The 24886-nt window shown below is 51.4% G+C and carries 21 protein-coding genes; 11 read left to right on the forward strand and 10 right to left on the reverse strand.

The annotated features are described in order from the left end of the window. Positions 1-151: 151 nt before the first annotated feature. From prmA to QZ310_RS07080, 8 genes are all read right to left on the reverse strand, one after another. Positions 152-994: a 50S ribosomal protein L11 methyltransferase gene (prmA, locus tag QZ310_RS07045; protein ID WP_297071799.1), complete on the reverse strand. Its 843-nt coding sequence runs from the start codon at positions 992-994 to the stop codon at positions 152-154. 94 nt (positions 995-1088) lie between these two features. After that, on the reverse strand, positions 1089-1373 hold the full coding sequence (locus tag QZ310_RS07050; protein ID WP_297071800.1) for a hypothetical protein: 285 nt from the start codon (positions 1371-1373) through the stop codon (positions 1089-1091). Between the two features lie 19 nt (positions 1374-1392). Then, positions 1393-1734: a hypothetical protein gene (locus QZ310_RS07055; protein ID WP_297071801.1), complete on the reverse strand. Its 342-nt coding sequence runs from the start codon at positions 1732-1734 to the stop codon at positions 1393-1395. Between the two features lie 115 nt (positions 1735-1849). Next, positions 1850-2047 (reverse strand): YtxH domain-containing protein, encoded by a 198-nt coding sequence (locus QZ310_RS07060; RefSeq protein WP_123613305.1) that lies wholly within the window; start codon positions 2045-2047, stop codon positions 1850-1852. A gap of 78 nt (positions 2048-2125) precedes the next feature. After that, entirely contained in the window at positions 2126-2323 is a 198-nt protein-coding gene (locus QZ310_RS07065) for a YtxH domain-containing protein (RefSeq protein WP_123613304.1), read from the reverse strand. Positions 2324-2467: 144 nt separating this feature from the next. After that, entirely contained in the window at positions 2468-4729 is a 2262-nt protein-coding gene (locus tag QZ310_RS07070; protein WP_297071802.1) for a cation:proton antiporter, read from the reverse strand. Positions 4730-4778: 49 nt separating this feature from the next. After that, on the reverse strand, positions 4779-5495 hold the full coding sequence (locus QZ310_RS07075) for an MgtC/SapB family protein (RefSeq protein WP_297071803.1): 717 nt from the start codon (positions 5493-5495) through the stop codon (positions 4779-4781). A gap of 41 nt (positions 5496-5536) precedes the next feature. After that, entirely contained in the window at positions 5537-6448 is a 912-nt protein-coding gene (locus QZ310_RS07080) for a hypothetical protein (RefSeq protein ID WP_297071804.1), read from the reverse strand. Between the two features lie 266 nt (positions 6449-6714). On the opposite strand from QZ310_RS07080, the gene QZ310_RS07085 reads away from it, so the two are divergent. From QZ310_RS07085 to QZ310_RS07095, 3 genes are all read left to right on the forward strand, one after another. Continuing rightward, the gene (locus QZ310_RS07085; protein WP_297071805.1) at positions 6715-9063 is read left to right on the forward strand and encodes a BamA/TamA family outer membrane protein; all 2349 of its coding nucleotides are present in this window, start codon (positions 6715-6717) and stop codon (positions 9061-9063) included. Between the two features lie 95 nt (positions 9064-9158). Beyond that, positions 9159-9836 (forward strand): HAD family hydrolase, encoded by a 678-nt coding sequence (locus QZ310_RS07090; RefSeq protein ID WP_297071806.1) that lies wholly within the window; start codon positions 9159-9161, stop codon positions 9834-9836. 67 nt (positions 9837-9903) lie between these two features. Next, positions 9904-12030 carry a HAMP domain-containing sensor histidine kinase gene (locus tag QZ310_RS07095; protein ID WP_297071807.1) on the forward strand — a complete coding sequence of 709 codons (2127 nt, stop codon included), beginning with the start codon at positions 9904-9906 and terminating at the stop codon, positions 12028-12030. Positions 12031-12157: 127 nt separating this feature from the next. On the opposite strand, the gene QZ310_RS07100 is transcribed toward QZ310_RS07095, so the two are convergent. Both QZ310_RS07100 and QZ310_RS07105 read right to left on the reverse strand, forming a co-directional pair. Then, positions 12158-14437, reverse strand: a complete 2280-nt coding sequence (locus tag QZ310_RS07100; RefSeq protein WP_297071808.1) for a glycosyl hydrolase family 28 protein — start codon at positions 14435-14437, stop codon at positions 12158-12160. Positions 14438-14474: 37 nt separating this feature from the next. Beyond that, positions 14475-16268: a pectate lyase gene (locus tag QZ310_RS07105; protein ID WP_297071809.1), complete on the reverse strand. Its 1794-nt coding sequence runs from the start codon at positions 16266-16268 to the stop codon at positions 14475-14477. A gap of 292 nt (positions 16269-16560) precedes the next feature. On the opposite strand from QZ310_RS07105, the gene QZ310_RS07110 reads away from it, so the two are divergent. The 8 genes from QZ310_RS07110 to QZ310_RS07145 all read left to right on the forward strand — a co-directional run bounded on the left by QZ310_RS07110 (position 16561) and on the right by QZ310_RS07145 (position 24838). After that, positions 16561-17331, forward strand: coding sequence for a dihydroorotate dehydrogenase electron transfer subunit (locus tag QZ310_RS07110; RefSeq protein WP_297071810.1), 771 nt, complete (start codon positions 16561-16563; stop codon positions 17329-17331). Position 17332: 1 nt separating this feature from the next. Beyond that, complete coding sequence (locus tag QZ310_RS07115) at positions 17333-18241, forward strand: dihydroorotate dehydrogenase (RefSeq protein ID WP_297071811.1); 909 nt, start codon at positions 17333-17335, stop codon at positions 18239-18241. A 76-nt stretch (positions 18242-18317) separates the two neighbouring features. Then, the gene (locus QZ310_RS07120; protein ID WP_297071812.1) at positions 18318-18713 is read left to right on the forward strand and encodes a hypothetical protein; all 396 of its coding nucleotides are present in this window, start codon (positions 18318-18320) and stop codon (positions 18711-18713) included. A 75-nt stretch (positions 18714-18788) separates the two neighbouring features. Next, entirely contained in the window at positions 18789-19283 is a 495-nt protein-coding gene (locus tag QZ310_RS07125) for a hypothetical protein (RefSeq protein WP_297071813.1), read from the forward strand. A gap of 46 nt (positions 19284-19329) precedes the next feature. Then, positions 19330-19650, forward strand: a complete 321-nt coding sequence (locus QZ310_RS07130; RefSeq protein ID WP_297071814.1) for a translation initiation factor — start codon at positions 19330-19332, stop codon at positions 19648-19650. A 42-nt stretch (positions 19651-19692) separates the two neighbouring features. Further along, positions 19693-23028, forward strand: coding sequence for an exodeoxyribonuclease V subunit beta (locus QZ310_RS07135; RefSeq protein ID WP_297071815.1), 3336 nt, complete (start codon positions 19693-19695; stop codon positions 23026-23028). Between the two features lie 113 nt (positions 23029-23141). Further along, positions 23142-24071 (forward strand): hypothetical protein, encoded by a 930-nt coding sequence (locus QZ310_RS07140; protein ID WP_297071816.1) that lies wholly within the window; start codon positions 23142-23144, stop codon positions 24069-24071. Further along, the gene (locus QZ310_RS07145) at positions 24065-24838 is read left to right on the forward strand and encodes a hypothetical protein (protein WP_297071817.1); all 774 of its coding nucleotides are present in this window, start codon (positions 24065-24067) and stop codon (positions 24836-24838) included. The genes QZ310_RS07140 and QZ310_RS07145 overlap by 7 nt, the downstream gene beginning before the upstream one ends. Positions 24839-24886 lie beyond the last annotated feature (48 nt).

The following is a 24886-nucleotide window of genomic DNA, read 5'->3' on the forward strand; positions in this document are numbered from 1 at the left end:
AGTAACACAAATCGGAAGGCACAAGAAAAGGGACAACCCACACGCGTGCATTGACAACTGCAAAACGCATGAATCGTCCCATTTTAGAGGGTATGTGGCAATAACCATTGCACACCCTCATATATTTTTTGGACGGAAGATCCGGAAATTTCTAATTTTCAAGCACAAGGCAAGTCCAGCGGTCAAGCACCTGGTGCGACTTGTATTTAAGTCCGAGCGGTTCGGCCACGGCGAGAATCACCGGGACATCCTCTTCATAAAATCCGCTGAGAAGCATAGTTGCCCCCGGAACAAGCGTAGCACGATAAGCGGCGAGGTCGGCGGTGATTATATTGCGGTTGATGTTGGCGATGAACAGATTCACATTGCCGATAAGCGAAAGCTTGGCAGCGTCGCCAAGATGCAGATAGATGTTCTCGGCAAAATTCAGACGCACATTCTCTACCGCATTGTTGAATGCAAACTCATCAATCTCGATAGCATCAATCCTCGCAGCACCACGCATAGATGCAAGGATGGCAAGTATACCGGTGCCTGTACCCATGTCAACGACCTTAAGTCCTTCAAGATTCCTCGACAGCAACTGACGCAGTATAAGTGTAGTGGTGGCATGATGGCCTGTTCCGAAAGCCATCTTGGGGTCAATGACAATGTCGTAGGTACACTCCGGAATATCCTTATGGAATGAACTGTGGATTACACAGCGGTCATCAATGACAATCGGCTGGAAATAATTCTTCTCCCACTCGCTGTTCCAGTCACGTCCTTCAACCGTGGTATCGGTGAGTTTGAAACTCGTTTCCATAGGGAAATCAGCCAAAATCGCCTCCACGGCATCCTTGGAATACAGCTCAGCCTTTATATAGGCCGTCAGTCCCTCCGGATCGGGAACAAAACTTTCAAAACCTGCTCCTGCAAGGAGCGCTGCAAGAATGTCGGTACGCGTCTCGTCACACGGGGTGGCATCCAGACGCACTTCTACATAATCGTTCACTTTATATAAGCACAATTTATTATTGAATTCAATGACAAAGATAAGCGGTGACAGGGACATGGGCGCACTGCGTAGTCAGCGCCACCCCGGACAATCAGCGTTTCTTACCTTTGAGGAAACGGGCGACCTTGAAGGCCTTGCTGCCGACTCGGAATGTGAGCAGAGCAATGTCAATATAGCTGAGAGTACCCAGCAGCTTGCCGAGCATACCTGATTTCGAAACAGGGCCGGCATCCTTAAGTCCTGCGAAGTTTCGCTGAAGACGGTCACGGTTGATTTCAAGGCGCGCAACCGTGTAGGCGCGCATATATCGCAACTCTTCGAGAGTATAGCCTGACCATTCAGGCTTCTCGTGAGGAAGTTCTTTCGTATTCGCCATAGAAATGTGAGGTTAAATGTCAGGGATTAAAGAATATACGCGAGACAAAACGCGCGATGGGATTGACAATAAGCTGCTTGCGGAATGCAATCACCACACCGAGAAGCACCACATAGAAACCACACATTATAAAGTAAGCCCAGATCAGGCCTACCCCCGTAGCAATGCAGCGCACGATGGCGATGGAAAGGAAGAACATAAGCAGCGAAATCAACACGAAACCGACGAGCGCGAAAGAGATGGTCGTCAGCAGAAGTGTCAGTTTCTCGGCAGCGGTAAACTTCGCATAATTGACGTTAAGCTTACACGTCTCCTTCAGCTCAGTCCAGAAAGTGTGGATTTGATTTTGTTTTTCAGTCATAATGAGAATGTGAATCATATTTCCGACTTCAAGCCCGCGCCACACATACGCCGGAAAGATATATGTGCGACACGAGCTTGCGTGTTAGTGTTCAAGTCGGGTTGTATATGCCTTATTAGTCGTCAATTTCGGTGGTAAGCTGTTCCACGAGGGCATCAATCTCATTGTCCGAGCAGATGATACCCTTCTTGCGAAGCAACTCTGTGATGCGGGCGCGCACATCTTCACCCTTTTCAGGTGCAAAAAGGACTGCGGCTCCGGCACCTACGATAGCACCGCCGATGAAGGCATAAAGCAATGATAAATTTGACATAGCGTAAATGGTGTTAATTGAGTGTCACAAAATTGGTTTTGTTGAAATCAGAGAGTAAATTTGCGCTTTCGGCTATTATTACTTCTTGATTTCCTCAGCGATTTCGTCGGCGAGTTCTTCGAGCTTGCTCTTCTGAAGCTTGATACCCTTGCTTTCGAGATACTTCACGATGTTGTCACGAGTTTTTTCACCCTTTTCAGGAGCAAGGAGAAGACCTACTGTAGCGCCGGCTACTGCGCCGCCAATTACTGCGAGCACGATGTTTAAAGCTTTCATTTCTTTTATAATTTTTAGGGTTATTGGTTTTACAATGTTAAAACGTTCCGCATTGGAAAAAGTTCATCGGTTGATGCGATAAAGATACAATCTTTTATCCATCTTTCCAAATCAAAGTGAAAATAAAGCCAATAACCCCGCCATTTAGCCTGCGATAGGCTCAATACGCTTGAGATTTCCCACAACCCACACGGTGTCATCCTCAGCGAATATGATTGAAGCATCCGGCTGAAGATAGTCCTCACCACGCTGGACAGCTACGAGAAGAGCCTCCCACACATTGCGGAAATCTGACCCGGCAATGGTCTTTCCGATTAGAGGTGAGGTAGCTTTCAGACGTATACCGGTCAGTTTGACATCGGTCTGAGTTGTATCCGAAGCCTCATCCTCATTGGCTTCCACAACAGGAAGAAGCTTCTGAATCTCATCATCCGTTCCTATGACACCGAGCACATCGCCGGGAAATACCCTCTCGTCTGCACCGGGTACCATAATCATCTTTCCACCACGCTGTATTGACGAGACCGAAACGCCGAACTGCCCACGCAGGCCTGAATTCTTCAATTGCTCACCGACGAACGGACACTTGTAGCCGACAGTCATATAAGCAAGGTGCATGTTGGGGACGAGACGATTCTTGGCTCCGCTGCGACGCAGTTCGCGTTCGTTCAGGTTGTCCATGAAGCGCGACTCGATTCTGACCATTCGCTTGTGGGCCGACTTTGAAAACGACAACGCCAGAATGAGGAACAGCCCTACACCGATGGTCCAGCCAACAGTCATCGAATAAATCGAGCTGAGAAGATAGACAAGAATCACCATCGCAATGAGCAGCCTGACAATGGTCATGATGATAAGCGGCACATCATACTTGGCATTGGCGGCAATCAATCGTTCGCGCTCAGTCTTTTTCGATGCCGGATAGGTCATTGCAAGCAGGAAGGGCGACATTATGACGAGTGCTACAACCGTAGTGATGAACCGTCCCCAACTCGGGAACAGCCCCACGAACATCGGGCGGAGATAATCAAGGGAGATTATGCAGAGTGCAATCAGCACCATCGAATAGAGCACCACTCGCCAGAGATAACGCTTGAACAGCGACGACCAGAGCTGCTTGGTGGCGCTCGCAGAGGTTGTCGCATCCTTCGTGTATCGGTCAATCAGGAAATGCAATCTTTTCGGCAGATGGGATTCCACGAAATCGCAGGCAGGGTCGGCCATACGGATAAAATATGGCGTCGTGAAGGTCGTGATGACAGACACAGCCACCACGATGGGATAAATCTGCGGGTCAAGCACACCGAGCGACATGCCGAGCGATGCGATGATGAATGCGAACTCGCCTATCTGCGTCAGCGAGAAGCCCGACTCGATTGCCACACGGAGCGACTGGCCGGTGAGCAACATGCCGGTTGTGCCGAAGAATATCATACCGACTATGACCACCGCCGACAGCACAAGTATAGGCGCCCAATACTGGACAATGATATGCGGATTGACCATCATGCCCACGGAGATGAAGAACACCGAACCGAAGAGGTCCTTAACCGGAAGTGTGACCCTCTCGATGCGTTCGGCAAAACTGGTTCCTGCAAGAATCGAGCCCATGACAAACGCGCCCAACGCAAGTGAGAACCCACAGGCGACGGAAAAGACAGCCATTCCGAGACAAAGTCCCATAGCTACGATAAGCAGAGTCTCCGAATTGAGGAAACGGCGCTGCGAGTTGAGAAGCGACGGCAGCACGAACACCCCGACGAGAAACCATATAATAAGGAAGAAGGCAAGTTTGCTGACACTATAGAGCATCTCCCCTCCCTCGACACTGTTGTTGATTGCGATTGACGAAAGTATCACCATCATCAACACTGCGAAAAGGTCCTCCACGATAAGCACGGCAAACACGAGCGAAGCAAACTTCCTGTGACGTAGGTTAAGGTCGGTGAATGCCTTTATAATAATGGTGGTGGAGGACATCGAGAGCATTCCGCCGAGGAAAAGACTGTTGATGTGGGAGAAGCCGAGTATATGCCCTACGGCAAATCCGGCCCCCATCATTCCGCAGACGATGAACAAGGCCGTGACCACAGCCGACCCTCCGGCATTGACCAGCTTCTTGAAACTGAATTCAAGTCCAAGCGAGAACAGAAGCACCACGATGCCTATCTGCGCCCAAAACTCAATGTTCTCCTCGGTCGACACCGACGGGAGATATTCAAAATGCGGACTGGCGAGGAATCCGGCCACAATGTAGCCGAGCACCACCGGCTGTTTCAGCCATTTGAACAGAAGAGTTGTGACAGCTCCGAGGATAAGGATAAAGGCAAGGTCGCGGATAAGTCCCTCGACATTGAAAGTCTCGGACGCGGCAGCCGCATTGGCGAGAATCAAGTTGAGAATCATTTGTGAGTGATAGGGTCAGATTGACGTGAGTAGTGTTGTTCAGTATGTATCAGGACAAATCGGCCTGATTTGAGAGCGAGATTGAGATTGTGGGGTGGACATCATGCAGCGCCGAAAACACTTCGATGAAGTCGGAATGCTCACGGATAAGAATCAGAAGATTCATCCGCGTTGTTTCCCCTTCATAGTCATATTCCACATAGACGCGCGAAAGATGGATGTTGTAGCGTTCGAGCACATCGCGGTAAGGCTTGATTGTCTTCACGATTCCCCGCACTTTAAGCCTTATCGTACGGGCCTCGTTACCGACATTCACACGGTGTTCAAGCTGTTCGAGGATGGTCAGCACCACAAGCACGAGTATCGTAGCCACGAATGCTATCAGATATAGCCCGCAACCGACGGCCATGCCAATTGTAGCTATAATCCAGATTCCGGCCGCAGTCGTCAGACCGCGGACCGAGCCTTTCATCTGGATGATGGTGCCTGCACCGAGAAAACCGATGCCCGACAGCACCTGTGCCGCGATTCGGCTCGGGTCGCCGCGAAGAAGCCCGACCGTCTCCTGGCAGACATAGATCGAAAGCATCATGGCAATACATGCTCCCATCGAAATCAGGGAGAATGTGCGCAAGCCGGCCATCTGCCCCTTGCGTTTACGCTCTATACCAATCACGCTTCCGAGAAGCAGACTGACGGTGATACGGAAAATTGCAGAGGTAGTGGTCAGCTCTACGCTTGTGACTATGTGCCAGAAATGTTCCATGTGGGGGATGAGAATCGGAGAGTGATTGTTGAGAGGGAGGATTATTTCTTCAATGTGAACCGGCGCGAGGTAAGGCGATAGCCGTCGGTAAACAGTTCGACGGTGTATTCACCGGGAGTAAGGGTTGTGTTGACATCCCAATACATCTTCACGCCAGGAATCTCGTCGCCGGCATATTCGATGGGCTTACGCGCAGTGCAAGGTATCGACTTGCCCTCGAAAGAGAATGAACCGGCACCGCCGAGCAACTGGCCTTCGGGGTTTACAATTCGCAGATAGATGGTCTTTTCACCGACAGGAGTGGAGTTATTCTGGGGAATCGTGAAGCTGACAAGTAGCTGCTTGGCCTTGGTGATGTTCTTTTCTGTCTTGCCATTCTTTTTGAGACCGGTGATGGATACGCCCGTGACGTTGAGCTTCTCAGCAAGTGTCATGCGTTCGCTGAGAGTCTCGGCAGTGCGGGTGACAGCCTGTACCTGCGACGACAGGCGCTCGTTCTGGCTCTTGATTTCCTGATTCTCGGCGCGCAGACCGGCATTTTCTTTGTTCAGGGAGTCAATCTGGGCGATATAGTGGCGGAGTAGGCTCTTGAGAGTGGCGATTTCCTTCTGGAGTTCATTGATGCGTGCCTGCGATTTCACCTTTTCGCTCTTGAGTTCCTGCATGAGCTGCTCGACCTTTGCCTTGGCGGCAGTGTATTTTGCAAGGATAGTGTCGTTGGCAAGACGCTGCGCCTGGTCCTCATACTGCTGGAACTCGGCATTGAGCACATCAAATTCGTTTGAAAGCTGAAGCTGCTCGTTGGACAGTTTAAGTTCCTCATTCTCAAGTTGGGCTTCCTGCACCTGCGACTTCAACGACGCAACCTGTGTGACACCGAAACCGACTGCAATAAGCAATAAGCCTGCCAGTACTATGATCAGAATGACCATTGGCGACATTTTTCCTTTCATAACTCTATTCAGAATATTATAAATTGATGAAATGATATTTTTACGGACTGATGAAATGTGAAATAATGATTATAATTTCACCCGCCGGAGAAACCCTCTCCTGACAAACTGCAAAATTACTAAACCCGCCCCTATAATCCAAATCCGCAGTCTTAAACTTTGTCAAGCACACTCCTTCTGGCCGATAAAAGATGCGGTGGCTGTCACTTTCGTTCTACATTTTGTTGGTAGATTCCGTCGGGTATTGTAACTTTGCAGCATCAATCATGTGTAAGTTCACGCATTATCTTCTCTCACTTCCAATCATTGCTGCGGTCCTGCTTCTGGCGGGATGCAGTTCGACGCGTCATGTCCCTAACGGTTCTTATCTCCTTGACAAAGTCGATATTGAAATCGAGGGTGATGACGAAGTGACCGTCTCCGAACTGGACAACTATCTCAAACAGGTCCCCAACCATAAGGTGCTCGGCTTCTGGAAACTTCAGCTCGGCACCTACAACCTTTCCGGAAAGGACTCCACGAAATGGTACAACCGCTGGGTGCGCCGCATGGGTCAACCTCCGGCCATCTATTCGCAGGCGCAGACAGACGCCTCCATCCGTCAACTGAGACAGGCACTTGTCAACCGTGGCTACCTCGAAGCGCAGGTTGAAGCCGACACACTCCTTTTTCCCGACAAAAAGAAAATCGAAGTCACCTACAAAGTGACCACCGGCGAACCGCGCCGTATCTCCTCCATCGCCTACGAGATACCCGACACCATCATCGAACGCATAGTCCTTGAAGACTCCGCGCTCTTCACCCTTCAGCCGGGCAACCGCTTCGACCGCGACATGCTCGACACCGAGCGCGCACTCATCACGCAGCGTCTCCGCAACCACGGATACTACTCCTTCACCAAGGAATATATCACCTTTTATGCCGACACGTCGGAATACTCAAAGGAAGTGGACCTGACCCTCACCGTCCGTCCTCCGCTGGTCATGAAAAGCGGAAAACTCACTGCCGACTCCACGGCAAAACATCAGCAATTCTACATCAACAAAATCTACTTCATCACCAACGGTTCAACTCCCGGTGGTGCAATGACCGAAACTACAGTCGCCGACACCGTCAGCTATAAAGATGTGGAAGTCATCTACGGCAAGGACCGATACATAAATCCCGGAGCGCTGCGCCAGAAATGCTTCCTTATCCCGGGACAGCTCTACAGGGCTGCAGACGTTGACCGCACCTACGAAGCCCTCTCGCGCCTCGGCATCCTCAAGACCATCAACATCGAGCTCGTCCCTGTGGCCGACATCGACGGCAAGCGTTGGCTCGACGCCTATATCCTCCTTTCAAGAAACAAGAAGCAATCCGTGACCTTCGACGTGGAGGGAACCAACTCCGAAGGCGACCTCGGATTCGGCCTTGGAGCCACATATCAGCACCGAAACCTCGCAAAAGGTTCGCAGTTGCTGACTGCGCGCCTGCGCATGAACTACGAGAGCCTTTCAGGTAAATTCAACGGCCTCATCAACGACCGCTACACCGAATATGCGGGTGAGGTCGGCATCACCTTCCCGAAATTTGAATTCCCGTTCGCATCGCAGCGTCTGCGCGAACGGCTCAACGTCAGCACCGAATTCGCCCTATCGTTCAACTATCAGGAACGCCCTGAATACACACGTATCATCGCCGGTGCGGCATGGAAATACAAATGGGTCAACCGCAGCAACACACGCCGCCACTACTTCGACCTTGTGGATATCAACTATGTCTACCTGCCGGAAAGCACCAACGACTTCCTTGACCAGATTGCGCCCGACAATCCGCTCCTGCGCTACAGCTACGAGGACCACTTCATCATGAGCCTCGGATACCGCTACTACAACACCAACAAGCGCATACCCTCCTCGATTGTGCGGACCTACAAGCTCCAACCGACAGTCTACACTATCCGTACATCCGTCGAGACCGCCGGCAACCTCCTCTACGCCATCTCATCGCTCTCCAATGTGAAGAGAAGAAACGGTGCCTACCGGGTATTCGGTATAAACTACTCGCAATATGTCAAGGCGGAGGTCGACTATTCAATCACACGCAACATCAACAACCGTCATTCGCTTGCCTACCACGTCGGTGCAGGCATAGGTGTCCCCTACGGCAACTCTACAGTCCTGCCGTTTGAGAAGCGTTTCTATGCCGGTGGAGCGAACGGTGTGCGCGGATGGGGTGTCCGCACCCTCGGGCCGGGAAGTTATGACTCCCGCAACTCCGTGACCGACTTCATCAACCAGTGTGGCGACATCCGTCTGGACATGAGCCTTGAATACCGCGCCAAACTCTTCTGGGTCCTCGAAGCAGGCGCATTTGTAGATGCCGGCAATATCTGGACCATCCACAACTACGAGAACCAACCCGGCGGAATGTTCCGCTTCGACACTTTCTGGAAACAAATCGCTCTTGCCTACGGACTTGGCATTAGGTTTGACTTCACATATTTCCTCCTGCGACTCGACCTCGGCCTCAAGGCTCACAATCCCGCCAAGGGACAGGAGCACTGGCCAATCATCCATCCGAACTGGCACCGCGACGCGACCTTCCACTTCGCTGTCGGCTACCCGTTCTGATATTCACCGGCAGAAGCATCGCCAACACAACGCTCCATCTGCCATATTGCATAAAAAAGCATACTTCACCGTATAACTAAAATATCACAGTCATCATGAAGCAACTGGTAATATTCGACCTTGACGGCACTTTGCTCAACACCATATCCGATCTCGGAGCGGCCACAAACTACGCTCTGCGCACCTGCGGCTACCCCGAGCACCACCTGTCAACCTACCCCAACATGGTCGGCAACGGCATCACGCGCCTCATCGAGCGGGCCCTCCCCGAAGACCTAAGGGACAATGCGGAGATTGTCGAGAAGGTGCGCGAACATTTCAAAGAATATTACGACCGGCATCAGACCGACCTCACAGTGCCATATCCCGGCATCCCCGAACTGCTGCGCGAACTCTCGGCAATGGGTGTCAAAGTGGCTGTCGCCTCCAATAAATACCATACAGCCGTAGGATCGCTCATCAAGCACTACTTCCCCGATATTAACTGGAGCGCGGTTGAAGGACAGAAGGAGGGCATCCCGACAAAGCCGGATCCGTCCATAGTCTTCGAGATTCTTGCAAAATGCCCCACCCGCAAATCAAAAGTACTCTATGTCGGCGACTCCGGTGTCGACATGGAAACCGCGCGTCGCGCCTGCGTCGATTCCTGCGGAGTGACATGGGGATTCCGCACAATCAAGGAACTTAAGGATAATCATGCTGACAATATCGCGAACACAGCGGACGACATACTTGCCATAGTCAAGCGTCCGGGCCTTGAACTCGATGTCTGATTCCGCCAATAATATCTTTTACCATACAACACAACTGACAACCAACACATTTCTCACATTCATCCTCATGAAAATCCGCAATCTCATAATAGCTGCCGCCCTGACCCTGGCACCGGCCACGACATTTGCCGGAGACCGCTACGCCAACAAATCTGTCAGCGATTCCCTCCTCCTCGAACTGAAAAAAGCCACCGACGCGCAAGATTCTCTCCCCTTGATGTGTGACCTCTTTGACATCCTGCCTCGCGACACTGCATTCGTCATCGGTATGCAGGCCTTCCATGTCGCGAACCGCGCCGGTAACTCCAGCGTAGCTCTTGAGATGATCCGCCATCTCGCCAACCGGAGTGTGCGCAGCGACTCCATGCTCAAAGAGTTATCCAACATGACTCTGCGCTACTCCAACCCTGACAATGTGGAAATTATGGCTGTCAACCGCGAGGAACTCCGCGAAACCCGCGCTTTCATCAAAATCAAGCGAAACTATTACCGTGCGCGTGTCTCTGAGGCCGAGGAGCGTCAGGCCCTGCTGATGGAACTCGTCCAGACAATGGCCATACAGCCGCCGGCCGACCTCTATGACCGCATTGTCCTTCAGGATGCTATCTGCATGATGCTTGCCAAACTCGGCGCAAAAGATCTCCTCACCAAAGAACTCGATAAGCTTGGCACTTACATAAATGAATTGCCGCCGACGGCAACCGCTCTGCGCAACGCCTACTATGTAAATGCAGCCCTTCTCTACAGCGACAACGGAGAATATGAAAAATCCATGCAGGCCGACAGAAAGACTCTCGAAGGTATTGAGCAACTTGAGGAACGCTACAGGGCCAACAACCGAAAATACCGCAATTTCGACGCGAACCGCTACATCATCTATACACGTTTCCTTTCCAACTTCCCGGTCCTCCCGCCTCATGAGATAGAAGAGTACTACAATGCAGCGATGGAAATCGTGGAACGCGACTATACTGCATCAGAAACCAACGCTGCCTATCCGGGACCGCAGATATACTACAATCTCTCCTACAAGAACTATGCCAAGGCGATGCCATTAATCAAGAAAGCTATCGCAAACCCCTATAATGCGCAACACTACCGACGTCTGTTGAAATATGAAATCGAGTGTGCTGAGGCTCTCGGCGACAATGAATCGCTCATAAAGGCATCCCGTGAGTACAACACCTTGCTTGAAAATTATCTCACCGAACGCCTTGATGAGAAATTCCGTGAATTCCAGGTCATTTCCGAAACATCGGAAATAACCGACAAATACAACCGCCTCTTCGTGGAGAAAAAGCTCTCCGAAGCCAAAGCCTTGCGTCTGACAGTCATCATTGCCATTTTAGCAGCCATCATCCTGCTCGTCTCAGTGATAGTTCTTTTCACCCTCAACCGCAAGAACCGCTCACTCGTCAAGACACTCGACAAGTCGAACCACGCCCTGCGAATCGAGAGCGAGAATCTTGAAAATTCGCGCAAGGAACTCATCAAGGCACGCGACGTGGCCCAGAAAGCCAACAATCTGAAGACCGACTTCATCAAGAACATGAGCTACGAGGTCAGCGCCCCGCTCAAAGCCATCAACGAATACTCGAAACTAATTGTCGATTGCGCCGACGCAAGCAACCGCAAATATCTCGAACGCTTCACTGCACTTGTCGAGCTGAACAGCGAACTCCTGACCACAATCGTCAACGACGTCCTCCACATCTCTGAAATCGACAGCAACTCCGTGCCTGTCAACAATCGTTCGACCGACCTCCGCTCGCTCTGTACAATGGTGCTCGACGGAGTGCGCCACCGAGTAGCCCCGTCGGTAGCCCTGCAGTTCGACACAGCCTCCCCCCAAATCAGTCTGTTCACCGACCCGCAGCGCCTACACCAGATATTGCTCAACCTCCTCACCAACGCCGCAAAATTCACTGTCAGAGGCAGTATAACCCTTGGCTATAGCATTGACGAAGACGCAGAGAAAGTGATTTTCACTGTCACCGACACCGGCATCGGCATCAAGGCCGACAAGAAAGAAGCCATCTTCGACCGCTTCGTCAAACTTGACAAGGAAACCCAGGGAGCCGGCCTCGGCCTCACCATCTCCCGTATGCTCGCGCGCATCCTCGGTGGCGACGTCTACCTTGACACCACCTACACCAAAGGCGCCCGCTTCGTCCTCACCCTCCCGAAAAAGTAAATCAAAATGATCCAATAAGTTCGGTCTCATAGTTGATTTTGGAATCAACTATGAGACCGAACTTATTGGATCAACCTGTATGGAATAACTTTTATAAGTAGGTACAGTTAACCTGATTTTTAGATAATTATTTCTCGTTGTTTTTGTCGAGGTCGGTGGCGTCGAAGTTGAGTTTGTCTTTCATCTCCTCTTCCACGCTGACAATCTGCGGGGCTTTGCCGTTGACTTTCACGTCGGTCAGGCGCACCCAAGGATAGTTGCAATGGAAAATGTCGGACTTGGCTTTGACATTCACATTCGAAATCGAGAAATTCTCAACCATATCATTGGCGTTGGCGGCTATGGCTCCAAGATTGTCGCACGATCCGGTGACATTGCTCACGCTGACATTTCGGATGATGCCGACGGGATGCTCATTGCTACCTTCAAGGGTGTAGAACTGCTTCCAGGGCAGAATCTCGATGAGTGTGCCGAAGCGTCCGGTGATGTTCTCCACACGGATATTCTCGTAGGTCTGATATGTGTCGGGGCGCATTTTCAGACGCAGGACAGAGCAATCGTTATCGACACGGCAATTGCGCATCACGACATTGTCGGCATGGATGCACTCGCTCCCCATTGTCAATGTACCGTGGAGATTGGGACCGAACACACAGCCCTCAACCAGCACATCCGTCACACTGTCGTTCTCGTATGAACGGTTGGCGTAGACACCTTTGCCGCCTTTCAGACAGACACCGTCGTCATCACAATTGAGATAACAACCGCGCACGACCACACGGTGGCAACCGTCGAGGTCAATGGCATCGCTGCTCGGCGCGCGCACTGGCTCTTTGGGTGCCTGCACCTCACAATTCTCGATGAGAAGGTCGTTGCAGCGGTAGTAGTGCGAGGTCCAGAAAGCCGAATTGACCAAGCTCACTCCGCTCAGACGGGCATTGTCGCAACCCCAGAGGAACACCAGACGCGGACGGCGCACTTCAAGGTTGGTCCATGAGCGGTTTTCCTTACGCGCACGCTCAACGTTGTCCCAGAACTCAACCCAAAATTTGTAACCGTTACCGTTGATGGTGCCGGGGCCTTCGATGGTGAAATTATCCACATGATAGGCATTGATGAGCGCGGCATGGTAATAGATGCTCCGCCCCTCCATGCGTGAGGGAATAAGCGGATAATCTTCAATGCGATCAGAGCCCTTGATGACGGCACCTTCGTGGAGATGCAAGGATGTCCCGGGCTTGAAGAAGAGGGCACCGGTGAGATAGGTTCCTGCCGGAACAACCACCTCTCCGCCACCATCGGCCTCAGCACGGTCAATCACCGCCTGTATGGCAGAGGTCTGAATGACAGTGCTGTCGTTCACCACACCGTAGTCAGTGAGTTTGTAGCGACGCGGTAGCTGCGGTGAATCAGCCTTGAACATTCTGTCGAGGAACTCCGAGGCATATTCGACGGTCGTGTTCATCCAGGGATTGAAGAACCAGAAAGGATGGACATCCACAGGGATGCGGTGACGCTCGGTGTAGATGCCGAGTGAATCATAAATCTCCACGAGAGAATCGCGCCCGTCGCTGTAGCGGGGCAGCCCGCTGCTGATGAAGCAGACGGGAGCCGACTTGGGGGTAGCCCACAGAAGAGCCGAGGCTTCCTTCCAGTTCTCAGGTGAATCCTCATAGAGTCCGCCGAGCCAAAGTGCATTGACCGGAAGCTGACCCTTCTTCTCGAAGCGTTCACGCGCATCGGCTATGTTTGATTCCGACACGAATGTGGCAATACCATCCATATTTATGACAGCCTGCACATCGCTCGACACCTTTTTCCATTCACCCTTGCCTTCATGGCGCTTCGAGCCGTTTGTCACTCCGACAAGCGTTGCAAGTTGCGCACCGGCCGAACAGCCCGACACCGCAATGCGGTCGGGGTCAATCCCGTATTTCGATGCATTGGCCCTCGCCCAGCGGACGGCAGTCTTTATGTCGTGGAGACCGGCAGGATAGACGGCCTCGGGAATGAGACGATACTCAACAGGAATCGTCACATAGCCCCTCGCGGCAATCTGCTGCGCCATCGGCACCTGCAACGACTTGTCGCCTGAGTTCCAGCCTCCGCCATGAATCATGATGAGAGCAGGATAGGTCTTGTCGTCATCCGGGCGGAAGATGTCGACATGGAGGTCGCGGTCACCGAAACGGGTCTTTTTGATGGTGGTATAGACAACGTTCTCGTAGGCTTTCACGCCTGCAGGCAATTCCGGTTTGACAAGGACGGCCTCGGGATGCTTCTTCCGAATCTTGATATTGGTCGAATAGGCGGTGAAGGAGGTGTCGCGCGGAATTTCCGGCACTGCAGCAGAGACCGATGAAGCCATCGAGAAGCCGAGCAGGCCAAGGAGGATGAGTTTTTTCATTGGAAACGAGTTTGTAAATGAGTTTCTTGTGACGGCCTTACTTTATCACCTTGTCGGTTTCGATATGGCCATCGGTATAGACAATGCGACGGATATTCACACCCTCCACAGGAGCGGAAAGGCGTATGCCCTGAAGGTTGTAGTATTCGATGCGCTCAATCTGACTTCCAAGCACAGGTGAACTTATGCCGGACTCCACGCCTTTCAGTTCAGGATAATATTCATCGACAGAGGTGAGGGCATCGGTATTTCCGGCCTTCATGATGTCCTCGACAAGCGAGTTGAGATAGACCTCCACATTGCTGTACCATCCACGCGGATCGAGAGTGAAACTTTTGGCATCCGAAGCATCGTTGGGGTTCAGACCGTAGGCAAGTTCCCAAGCGTCGGGCATACCGTCGTTGTCGCTGTCATAGCCTTCCGGACGGCTGACACTCGGGAGCGCGGGGAAACTTGCAGTACCGGCCATCTCATCCTTCGCAGGATCATTGATGAAGTCAAGGATACCGGAAGTTCCTGAAGTCGGGTAAGTCTTGCCATCGGCATCGACGTATGCCACATTGCCTTTGTAGGTCGTTGTGCCTGTACGGGCCTCCTCCATGTAGCGCGCATCGGTATCGTCGCGATAAAGCGACGCACCGCAATAATCAAGAATCTTGTCATAGACACCGGTTGCGCTGTGGGTGGTCACATCGCCCGCATCAATGGCAGAGTCAAGTTTCAGCGAAACGCAGTCGACACCATTGATGTTAGTATAGTCAACATTCTCGCCATAAAGATGGGCTGCATCCTTGATGTAGCGCTCGCCGTCCTTGGTGACAAGACCGGAATCATAGATGACGCCGCTCCAGTCGTAGTCCTGCGGATTTGACGCGGCGGTGACATAGTTGCCCTTTATATAATAACGCGAGGCATAGCCCTGAAGGCTTGAACCCTCGGCATTACCGTCGGATGCGACACTGACCTGCGTCACGCGGGTTTTATTTTTTGTACCGGGACCGGCCTTGTAATAGTTGTTGACCATATTGATGTAGCCACCGCCGGGGCCGCCGTAGCAACCGTTGCCGTTGCCCCAGTTATACATCAGACAGTTGCGGAAATCCACGCGCTCGGCATCGACAGTCGAGCTATATGCCTCCTTATCATAACCGGTCCAAGCGTAGCGGGCGCCGTTGAAACGCGGTGCGCGATTCTGGATGTGGGCCACAAAATTGTGGTGGAAAGAAGCATTCTTACCTCCCCAGATACCGCCATAACTGTGCGCACCCTTGGAGTGGCCCGGGTTTGCAAGACCTTCAGCAATGGTTGACCATTGGAGAGTGAAATCACGGTTGTCGTAGAACGATGCGACCTCGTCGATACTCCATGAGAAGGAACAATGGTCAATGATTATATTCTTACGATTACGGCCCCATGTTGCGTCGGCACCGTCGTTGACATCCTTGACTTGTGAACGGCGCGAACGGATGAAACGGACAATGACGTTGTCGCAGTTGCCGAAATAGAGAGTGTAGTAGCGCAGGGTGATGCCACCTTCGGGAGCAGTCTGTCCGGCGATAGTCGTATTCGAAGTGACATTGAGTTGTGAACGGAGGTCGATATAGCCGCTCACGTCAAACACGATGATTTTCTTCGCCGTACCGCTGAGAGCCTGACGGAGCGAACCGGGACCGCTGTCGTTGAGATTCGTGACGTGACGGATTTCACCGCCACGACCACCGGTGGTGTAACGTCCGTGGCCTTCCGCTCCCGGGAAAGCGGGAGTAAGGTCTGTTGCAGATAGTCCGAAACCGAGGAGGATAGCTGAAACTGACAGTAAAAGTTTTTTCATATAACTGGCAAGATTTTAAATTTTAAGGTGATTTCTATATTTGTTATGATGATTTCTGTGACAGGTTTTAAATACCGAAACCGCATAACGGCCATCGTAATCCGAAAGATTCATGGTAATTCCCGGCAAAGTTAATAAAAATAAGGTGTCCGAAGATGTTTTTGACGGTGCTTTTTGAAATTTGAGGGGAAAGTATTACTTTTGTAGTGGTCGAAGTGTGTCACGGCGACAATAAATCAGGTCAGCCGTGCATCTTCGGTCTGAATGAACTGAAAATGTCATACAGTCAACCATGAAACAAGTTAAAGATTTCATCATCATTGACAATTGCAAAATCGGAGAAGCATACTGCAAGATGCGTCTTGCACCGGCCGACGGAAGCATACTTCCCGAAATGTTGCCCGGACAATTCGTAGAGGTCGCAGTGGAGACTCCCGGAGTCCTTCTCCGCCGTCCTATCTCCATCAACGATGTGGACCGTCAAGCCAACATCCTTACACTTCTCGTCCGTAACGCAGGCCGTGGCACCTCCGCCCTTATAGATATGAAAGCCGGTGAGCGGCTGAATCTGCTCCTGCCGCTTGGCAACGGATTCTCGACCGAGGCCCCTGCAGGAGCGCGACTGATCCTCATCGGAGGTGGTGTCGGCGTGGCTCCCCTGCTCTATCTCGGAAAAGTTCTCAAGGAAAAAGGATTCGAGCCTGAATTCCTGCTTGGAGCGCGCACAGTTGGCGATCTTCTCTCGCTCGACGATTTCAAAGCCGTCGGCAAAGTGCATGTCTGCACGGAAGATGGCTCAGAGGGCGTGAAAGGCTTCGTGACAGCCCATCCCTGTCTGTCGGAAAAGGCCACACGTTACTATTGCTGCGGACCGGCACCGATGATGAAAGCTGTTGCAAAGGTCGCACGTCAGAACGACGTCGATTGCGAAGTCTCGCTTGAAAACATGATGGCCTGCGGACTCGGTGCCTGTCTCTGCTGCGTGGAAAAGACAGTCAAAGGCAACGTCTGCGTCTGCACCGAGGGTCCGGTGTTCAACATTAACGAATTAACTTGGGAATAAAATGGCAAATCTTTCAGTCAACATAGGAGGCCTTGAGCTTCAGAACCCCGTGATGACGGCCTCCGGTACATTCGGCTACGGCGAAGAGTTCACCCCCTTCATCGACATTAACCGTCTCGGCGCATACATCATCAAGGGTACGACTCTCAATCCGCGTCAGGGCAACGACTATCCGCGCATGGTGGAGACACCCGCCGGTATGCTCAATGCCGTAGGCTTGCAGAACAAGGGTGTGGATTACTTCATCGAGCATATCTATCCCCGCATCAAGGATTACAAATCGCACCTCATTGTCAACGTCTCGGGAGCCAATGTCGAAGACTACGCCGAAACCGCCCGCCGTCTGCATCCGCTCGACGGAGTGAAGGCTATCGAGGTCAATATCTCCTGCCCCAACGTGAAGGAGGGAGGCATGGCGTTCGGAACGACCACAAGCGGAGCCGCCGCCGTCACAAAGGCCGTGCGCGAAGCTTACCCCGGAAAGACTCTCATCGTCAAACTTTCGCCCAACGTCACTTCCATCGCCGACATCGCGCGTGCGGTCGAAGCCGAGGGTGCCGATTCTGTCTCGCTCATCAATACCCTAATGGGCATGTCGATTGACGTCGAGAAACGCCGTCCGCATCTTTCGACCGTGACAGGTGGTCTGTCAGGACCGGCAGTACGTCCCGTGGCCGTGAGAATGGTATGGCAGGTTGCAAAGGCCGTGAATATACCCGTGGTCGGCCTCGGAGGCATCATGAACGGACGCGACGCGATTGAGTTCATGCTTGCAGGTGCGAGAGCGATTGAAATCGGCACTGCCAATTTCGTTGACCCCGCTGTCACCATGAAGGTGATTGACTACATGGAGGATTACTGCCAACGCCACGGCATCAGCGACATCAACGAAATCGTCGGTTGCATCTGACCATAATCTTCAACCGGGACTGCACCCGGAGCAACAAAAAAAAGATATAACAGAATAGCATCATAATCAAACAAAAATGAAACCATCCATCCGTTTGACCTCGGCACTTGCCGCATTGACATTGATGTGCGGATGCTCTAATCTGAGCAAGGAGGCCAAGGAAATCGTCGGTACCTACTACAACACCGAGCTTTCGCAGACAGAACCGGTGATGGAGTTGCACAAAAACGCAAGCTGCATCATCAGGGCAATCAAACCGGGAGTGCTGACCTATAGTGTCGAGGGAAAATGGAACGTGGAAAATGACTCGCTGATAATTGACCTCGACCCTGCATCACTGACTTTTGAAGGAGACAGCACTCTGATTGCGCACATCCCGACAAGAGTGGCACAGAAGGTTGTCGGGCACAACGATTTCTCCCTCCAGCTTGAGACCGGCGGAATCACCTACCTCTATCAGAGGAGGAATTGAGAGTTTTCAGTTGTCAGTTGAGAGTTGTCAGTTGAGAGGTTTCAGTTTAAGATATTTATTCCTTTTTCAATTTATATGAGACACGCGCTTTTAATCAGCATTGTGACAGGCGGAGCTTTGATGCTCGGTGCTTGCGGCGGTTCTGACTCCGTCAGCGACCAGATTTCATCGGCTGAACTCGCACTGGCCAATGAAAATGTCAGCGCCACCCGCGAGCTTTGCAACCATATCCTTAAAAACAAAGGTAATTCCGGAATGGAGGCAAAGCAGATGGCAAGACTGTCGATACTCTACATGCAGCTCAATGAGCGCTCCGATGATCCGGAGGATGTAGAATATGCCGTGCAATGTTTCCGCGATGCTTTCAGCATCAATGCAGACTCCGCACGGGCCTATTACACATCCCTTCCTTACGACCAGGACAAGTATGCCATGACTCTGTCGACTATTGTCCATACGCTCGACAATCCGAGGGAAATCCCGACCGACCATGATTGCGACCCGAATGTAGACGACACTGTCGGGATGGACATTGACCATGTCGAGCATCCGGACTCAATCGGCGAGTAAGCCCCTGCTACATTCACTCCGAATAATTCACATACACCATACAGAAATGGATTGGAAAGACATACTGGCCCAGAAAGTTAGCTCAGGCGAGCTTTCGCATGAAGAATTCATCCCAGAAGAGGAAAAGACCGAGAAAGCCGCCGACGTCATCGAGGTCAGCATCGACCGAAAGGGCCGCAAGGGCAAGACCGCCACAATAGCCGCCGGTTTCACCTGCGGTGACGACGAACTGAAAACGGTTGCCTCGAAACTCAAGACCCGCCTCTCCACCGGAGGTTCTGCGCGCGGAGGTGAGATTCTGATTCAAGGAGAAAGAGCTGATGAAATGAAAGCCATCCTCCGCGAATTGGGCTACAAAGTAAAATGAAGCTCTATAAGTTAGTGATCTGAAAAACAGCATCCCTTCGGAATGATCAACATCTACAAAGCATCCGCCGGTTCCGGAAAGACCTTCACACTCGCCCGCGAATACATCAAACTGATTCTTGGCTACAAGGACGAGGATGGTCGCTACAGACTGAACCGCCGTGGAGGTGGAGCGCACCGCTCGGTGCTTGCCATCACCTTCACAAACAAGGCTACCGAAGAGATGAAAACCCGTATCATCCACGAACTTGCGGTGATTGCGGGACTTGAAAAGGGCTGGACAAAGGAAAGCCCCTATTCCGACGACCTTTGCTCGACATTCAATTGCTCACGCGAAGATCTGCGCACCACGGCAGCCCGTGCGTTGCGCGACCTGCTCTATGACTTCAACTTCTTCAGCGTCTCGACCATCGACTCATTCTTCCAGACCATCCTGCGTTCGTTTGCCCGCGAAGCGGAGGTTGCCGGAAACTATGAGCTTGAACTGAACGACGAAGCCATCATCGGCATGAGTGTCGACAAACTGTTGCAGGATCTGAACCACGGCGAGGAAACGAAACGGACGACATATCTGATTAACTGGCTGTCGAGCTACATGACCCAGCTCATAGAGGACGGAATGCCGTTTAATGTGTTCAACCGCTCTCTACCGATTCATCGCAACCTCATCAAGTTCATTGACAAGATTACCGATGACGTGTATCGCGAAAACGAGGAAGCATTGCTCGGCTATCTGTCAGATGAAACAAAGTTCAACGACTTCAAGAACCGTGTCTATTCACAGCTACGGCAGATAAAACGACAGACGGAAGAGGCCTGTGAAAGCGCTCTCGAAATGATAAGCTCAACAGGGATGAAAGAGGTGGTCAAGCTGCACATAGTCAACGGGCTGCGGAAATGGGCCAACGGAGGCTACTCCCCCGACGGCTACAGCAAGACCCTCGCCGATGCGATGGACGACATCAGCACCGCCTACAAGAAACCGAAAAAGGGTTCGCCACTCCCACCCGAGAACCTCGACGGAGCCTTGGCAAAGGCACTCGACATGGTGAAGTTCAGCGCTGAGAATGTCGGGACACTGCGCCTGATCGCATCCAACCTCTATCAACTCGGACTCCTTGCTTCGCTTTCGGAATACATCGACAAATACCGCCGGGAAAACTCCACAATCCTGCTCAGCGACACCAACGCACTCATTTCGAGAATCATCGGGCAGGAGGACGCTCCGTTTCTCTATGAAAGGGTCGGTGTGTGGTTCAAACACTATCTGATTGACGAGTTTCAGGACACATCGTTCAGCCAGTGGAGCAACATCTACCCGCTCATTGCCGAAAGCCTCTCGCAAGACCATGACAACCTCGTCATCGGTGATGAGAAACAGTGTATCTACCGTTTCCGTAACAGCGACCCCTCACTGCTCCACAATCTACACAAAGACCGCCTTGCGATGGGGCGCAGCAGCGTCCGTGGCGACAGCATCGCGGAAAACACCAACTGGCGTTCATCGGCCGATGTCATACAGTTCAACAACACCTTCTTCTCGGCACTCGTCAGAAATCTCGGCTACGAAGAGATATACTCCAACGTCGCGCAGCAGATTTCAAAGAAACACAGCGCGCACCGTGGCTACGTCAGAGTAAAGACCTACACCGGTGCAAAGAAATCGGACTGGCTTCCAGAGGCACTCGAAAATCTCACGACAGAACTGCGCCGCCAACTGTCGTCGGGCTACAAGCCGGGCGACATTGCCATCCTTGTCAGAAAGCGCGACGAAGGCAACACAATCATCAAGCATCTTGAGGAGACCGTCAAGGCCGATCCGGATTTCCCGTATTTCCGAATCGTATCCGATGCATCGCTTTTCCTCGGAAATTCACCCACGGTAGGTCTGATTGTCAGCCGTCTGCGCCTCATCAGCGCCACTGATTTCGCAACAAATCCAAAAAAGAAAACAAAACGCGAGATTGCCGCACTCATCAACAGTTTCGAGAACGAGAAAAGCCTCGGAGCGTCATCATCCGCAGCTCTCGTCAAAGCAATAAAGCTCCACGAATCACCGACAGAAACAAACGAAGAGAATCAGGAGGGAGAGGAGACGGCATTTGCAGGAATGTCGGCCACATCCGTCGACCTAATCTCACTCGTCGAGGAAATCGTGGCTACCTACATCCCCGAAGCGCAGCTCACCTCGGAGAATCTATATATCAACGCCTTTCAGGACCTCGTCACCGAATTCGTCAGCCGTGGACATGGCGACATTCGCTCCTTCCTCAACTGGTGGGACGAGAAAGGATATTCAACACCCGTTGCCGGAGCGCAGGACGAAAGCGCACTGAACATCCTCACCATCCATAAATCGAAAGGTCTTGAATATCCCTGCGTCCACATACCCTTTGCGGAGATGACCGAGAGCAACCGTCCGGAACCGGCATGGTTTGAAATCAAGGAAATTCCCGGCATCCCGTCCGACATGTTGCCCCCGATGCTCCCGCTTGAACTTTCATCGGCTATGCGCGGCACCCCGTTCGAGGCCCGCTATGAGGAGGTCAGCGCACAGAAGAAACTCGACACCGTCAATCTGCTTTATGTCGCCTTCACCCGCGCAGTCAACGAACTCCACATCGGACTGCCTGAGCCGTCGGCTCGCGCGAAAAACATGTCGGCCGACATCTGCGACGCGATAGAAATGTGTACGCCCGACTTCTGCCGTGAACTCGAGAGCGAGGACAGTTTCGACGGCATCTCTCCCTTCACATCCTTTGCCATGACTGACGGAGTTGTGACAATAGGCTCACCAACCAAAGCCGAAGAGAAAGAAAAAGCCGACAAAACAGCACTGACTCCCGCCGAACTCTACGACATGGGTGCCTACTACACCTGCACACAGCGCAACATCTGGGCCAACACAACGCTTGAAGACAAGTACTACAACATCGAGGATGCGCGCGACCGAGGCATAATGCTCCACGACACGATGGCCGACATAACAACAGTCAACGATGTCAGTGTGGCCATCAACAATCTCCGACATTCAAAAAAAGCCAAGGAACTTACCACCGGCGACATCGCTGAAATACACTCAATCATCATGCAGAGAGTCAATGACCCGAGAGCCGAAAGATGGTTTGCAGGATTTGAAAAGGTGATGATCGAGCGTCCGATAGCAATCGGCGGTGACGACTCCCGCCGTCCCGACCGCGTCGTCTGGACAGCCGACGGATATGTCGACGTCATCGACTTCAAGAGCGGAACCCAGAAACCGCAACGCTATCTGAAACAGGTCAAGGAATACGTCGGTCTGCTCTCACACCTCGGCCACAAAAACGTCAGAGGCTTCCTCTACTACCTCGACTCCGGACAGATTGTGGAAGTAGTGTGAAAAGTATCGTAAAACAACCATTGAGTCCTTATATATTTGTAAAATCCAATTGTTCTCCGTAATTTTGCATTATTCTCCGCGTATTGGAGAATAATGCAAAATATTTGGAGAACATGAAAGAGATAACAATCGCCGGACAGCGGATAGTGCTTAAAGAGCTATCCATTCAAGACAAAAAAGGTCTGTGGCTTGAACTCATTGCAAATTTCAATATGATGCAGTTCGAGTTCAATGGGCAGGTTATGCTTTTACTTGTGGCCAAAGGTGACGTGGATTATACCAATGTGCAGCGTCGTAAGATTTCGGAAAGAATTGAAAGCGTCAAGCATATTCCGGCTGTATTTTATTTTGACAATCTATTGACTTATGAGCGTGACCGGTTGGTGGAGCAAGGAGTGTATTTTGTCGTAGCCGATAAATTTGCATTTGTGCCGACATTGATTATCAACAGGCGGTCAACAAAAAGTGAGATTAAGGAATTGTTTTATCCGTCAACCCAATATATTCTTCTTTATCATCTACAGATTGAAAGTCTTGACGGATTGTCTCTTAAAGGGTTGGAGGATAAAGTGCCTTATAAATATAAGACAATCGCCAAATCCATAAAACAACTTGAAGCATTGGGATTGGTTCGTCTGGAAGGCAGCAGGAATAAGAAACTTGTGTTTGAACTGTCTGGAAAAGAACTTTGGAATAGGGCGTCAATCAATCTGATTGATCCAATCAAAAGCATAGAATATACATCGGATGTATTTCCCGAAGGAAATATTGGTGGAATCTCAGCTCTGTCGCATTACTCAATGCTTGCCCCGGAGGATGTCCCGACGAGAGTTTTGACTGCGGAGTGGGTGCGTGAACACAAATCTTCCATACCCGAATTGCACTCTTTTGAGGACACCCAGCGCATCGAAATATGGAAGTATCCACCGTTAGGCACTTCAGGCTATGTGGATAAACTGTCGTTGTACCTGACATTGAAAGATGATAAAGACCCGCGGGTTGAGAAAGAAATTGAAATAATGATGAACGAAGTAATATGGTAGGAGGTCTTGAAAAATTCAGAGAAGCGTTTGCCGACTTCTCTGACAACTTTGTGATTATCGGAGGCACCGCCTGCGATGAAGTCTTGGCAGGGACAGCAATGCGCCCGCGGCCGACACTCGATATTGACATTATTGTCATTGTCGAGAATATGACAGCAGATTTTGCCAACGCCTTCTGGCAATTCATCACTGCCGGAGGTTACAGACCGGGAGTAAGAAAGAATGATGACAATACTCCGAAGTATGTGCTGTACAGCTTTGACAACGGGGCCGTTGGTTATCCGGTGAAAATAGAGCTGTTATCACGGCACAACGAAGTATTCACAAACGCGGCCCATACTGAACCTTTGCCGATTGACGGCGAGGTTTCGAGTCTGTCCGCTATCATTCTCGATGAACCATATTACCGGCTGACTGTCAACAATTCATTTGTGAGCAATGGATTGAGATATGCCTCACCCGTAGCGTTGGCCGCATTGAAAGCCCGTGCCTATCTGAATCTGCTTGCAGAAAAAGCAAGCGGGCATCATGTCAACACCAAAGATATTCTGAAACACCGTAATGATGTGCTTAAACTCGTCGCCACAATGGTACCTGGAGAAAATACAGAGGTAAATCAGGAAGTGATTGATACCGTCAACGAATTTTCAGAGCAACTGTTAGCCTCTTTGCCCAATCAGTCACTGAGCGATGCGATGCGTGCCAATGAGGAAACTCTACGTCTGTATCTTGAAACATTGCCTACATTCTACGTTGCCGCCAAATGATGAAAATCCAGTACGCTTCCGACCTGCATATTGAGTTCAAGGAAAATG

Source organism: uncultured Duncaniella sp. (genome assembly GCF_910577345.1).
In the GTDB taxonomy this organism is placed as follows: Bacteria; Bacteroidota; Bacteroidia; order Bacteroidales; family Muribaculaceae; genus Duncaniella.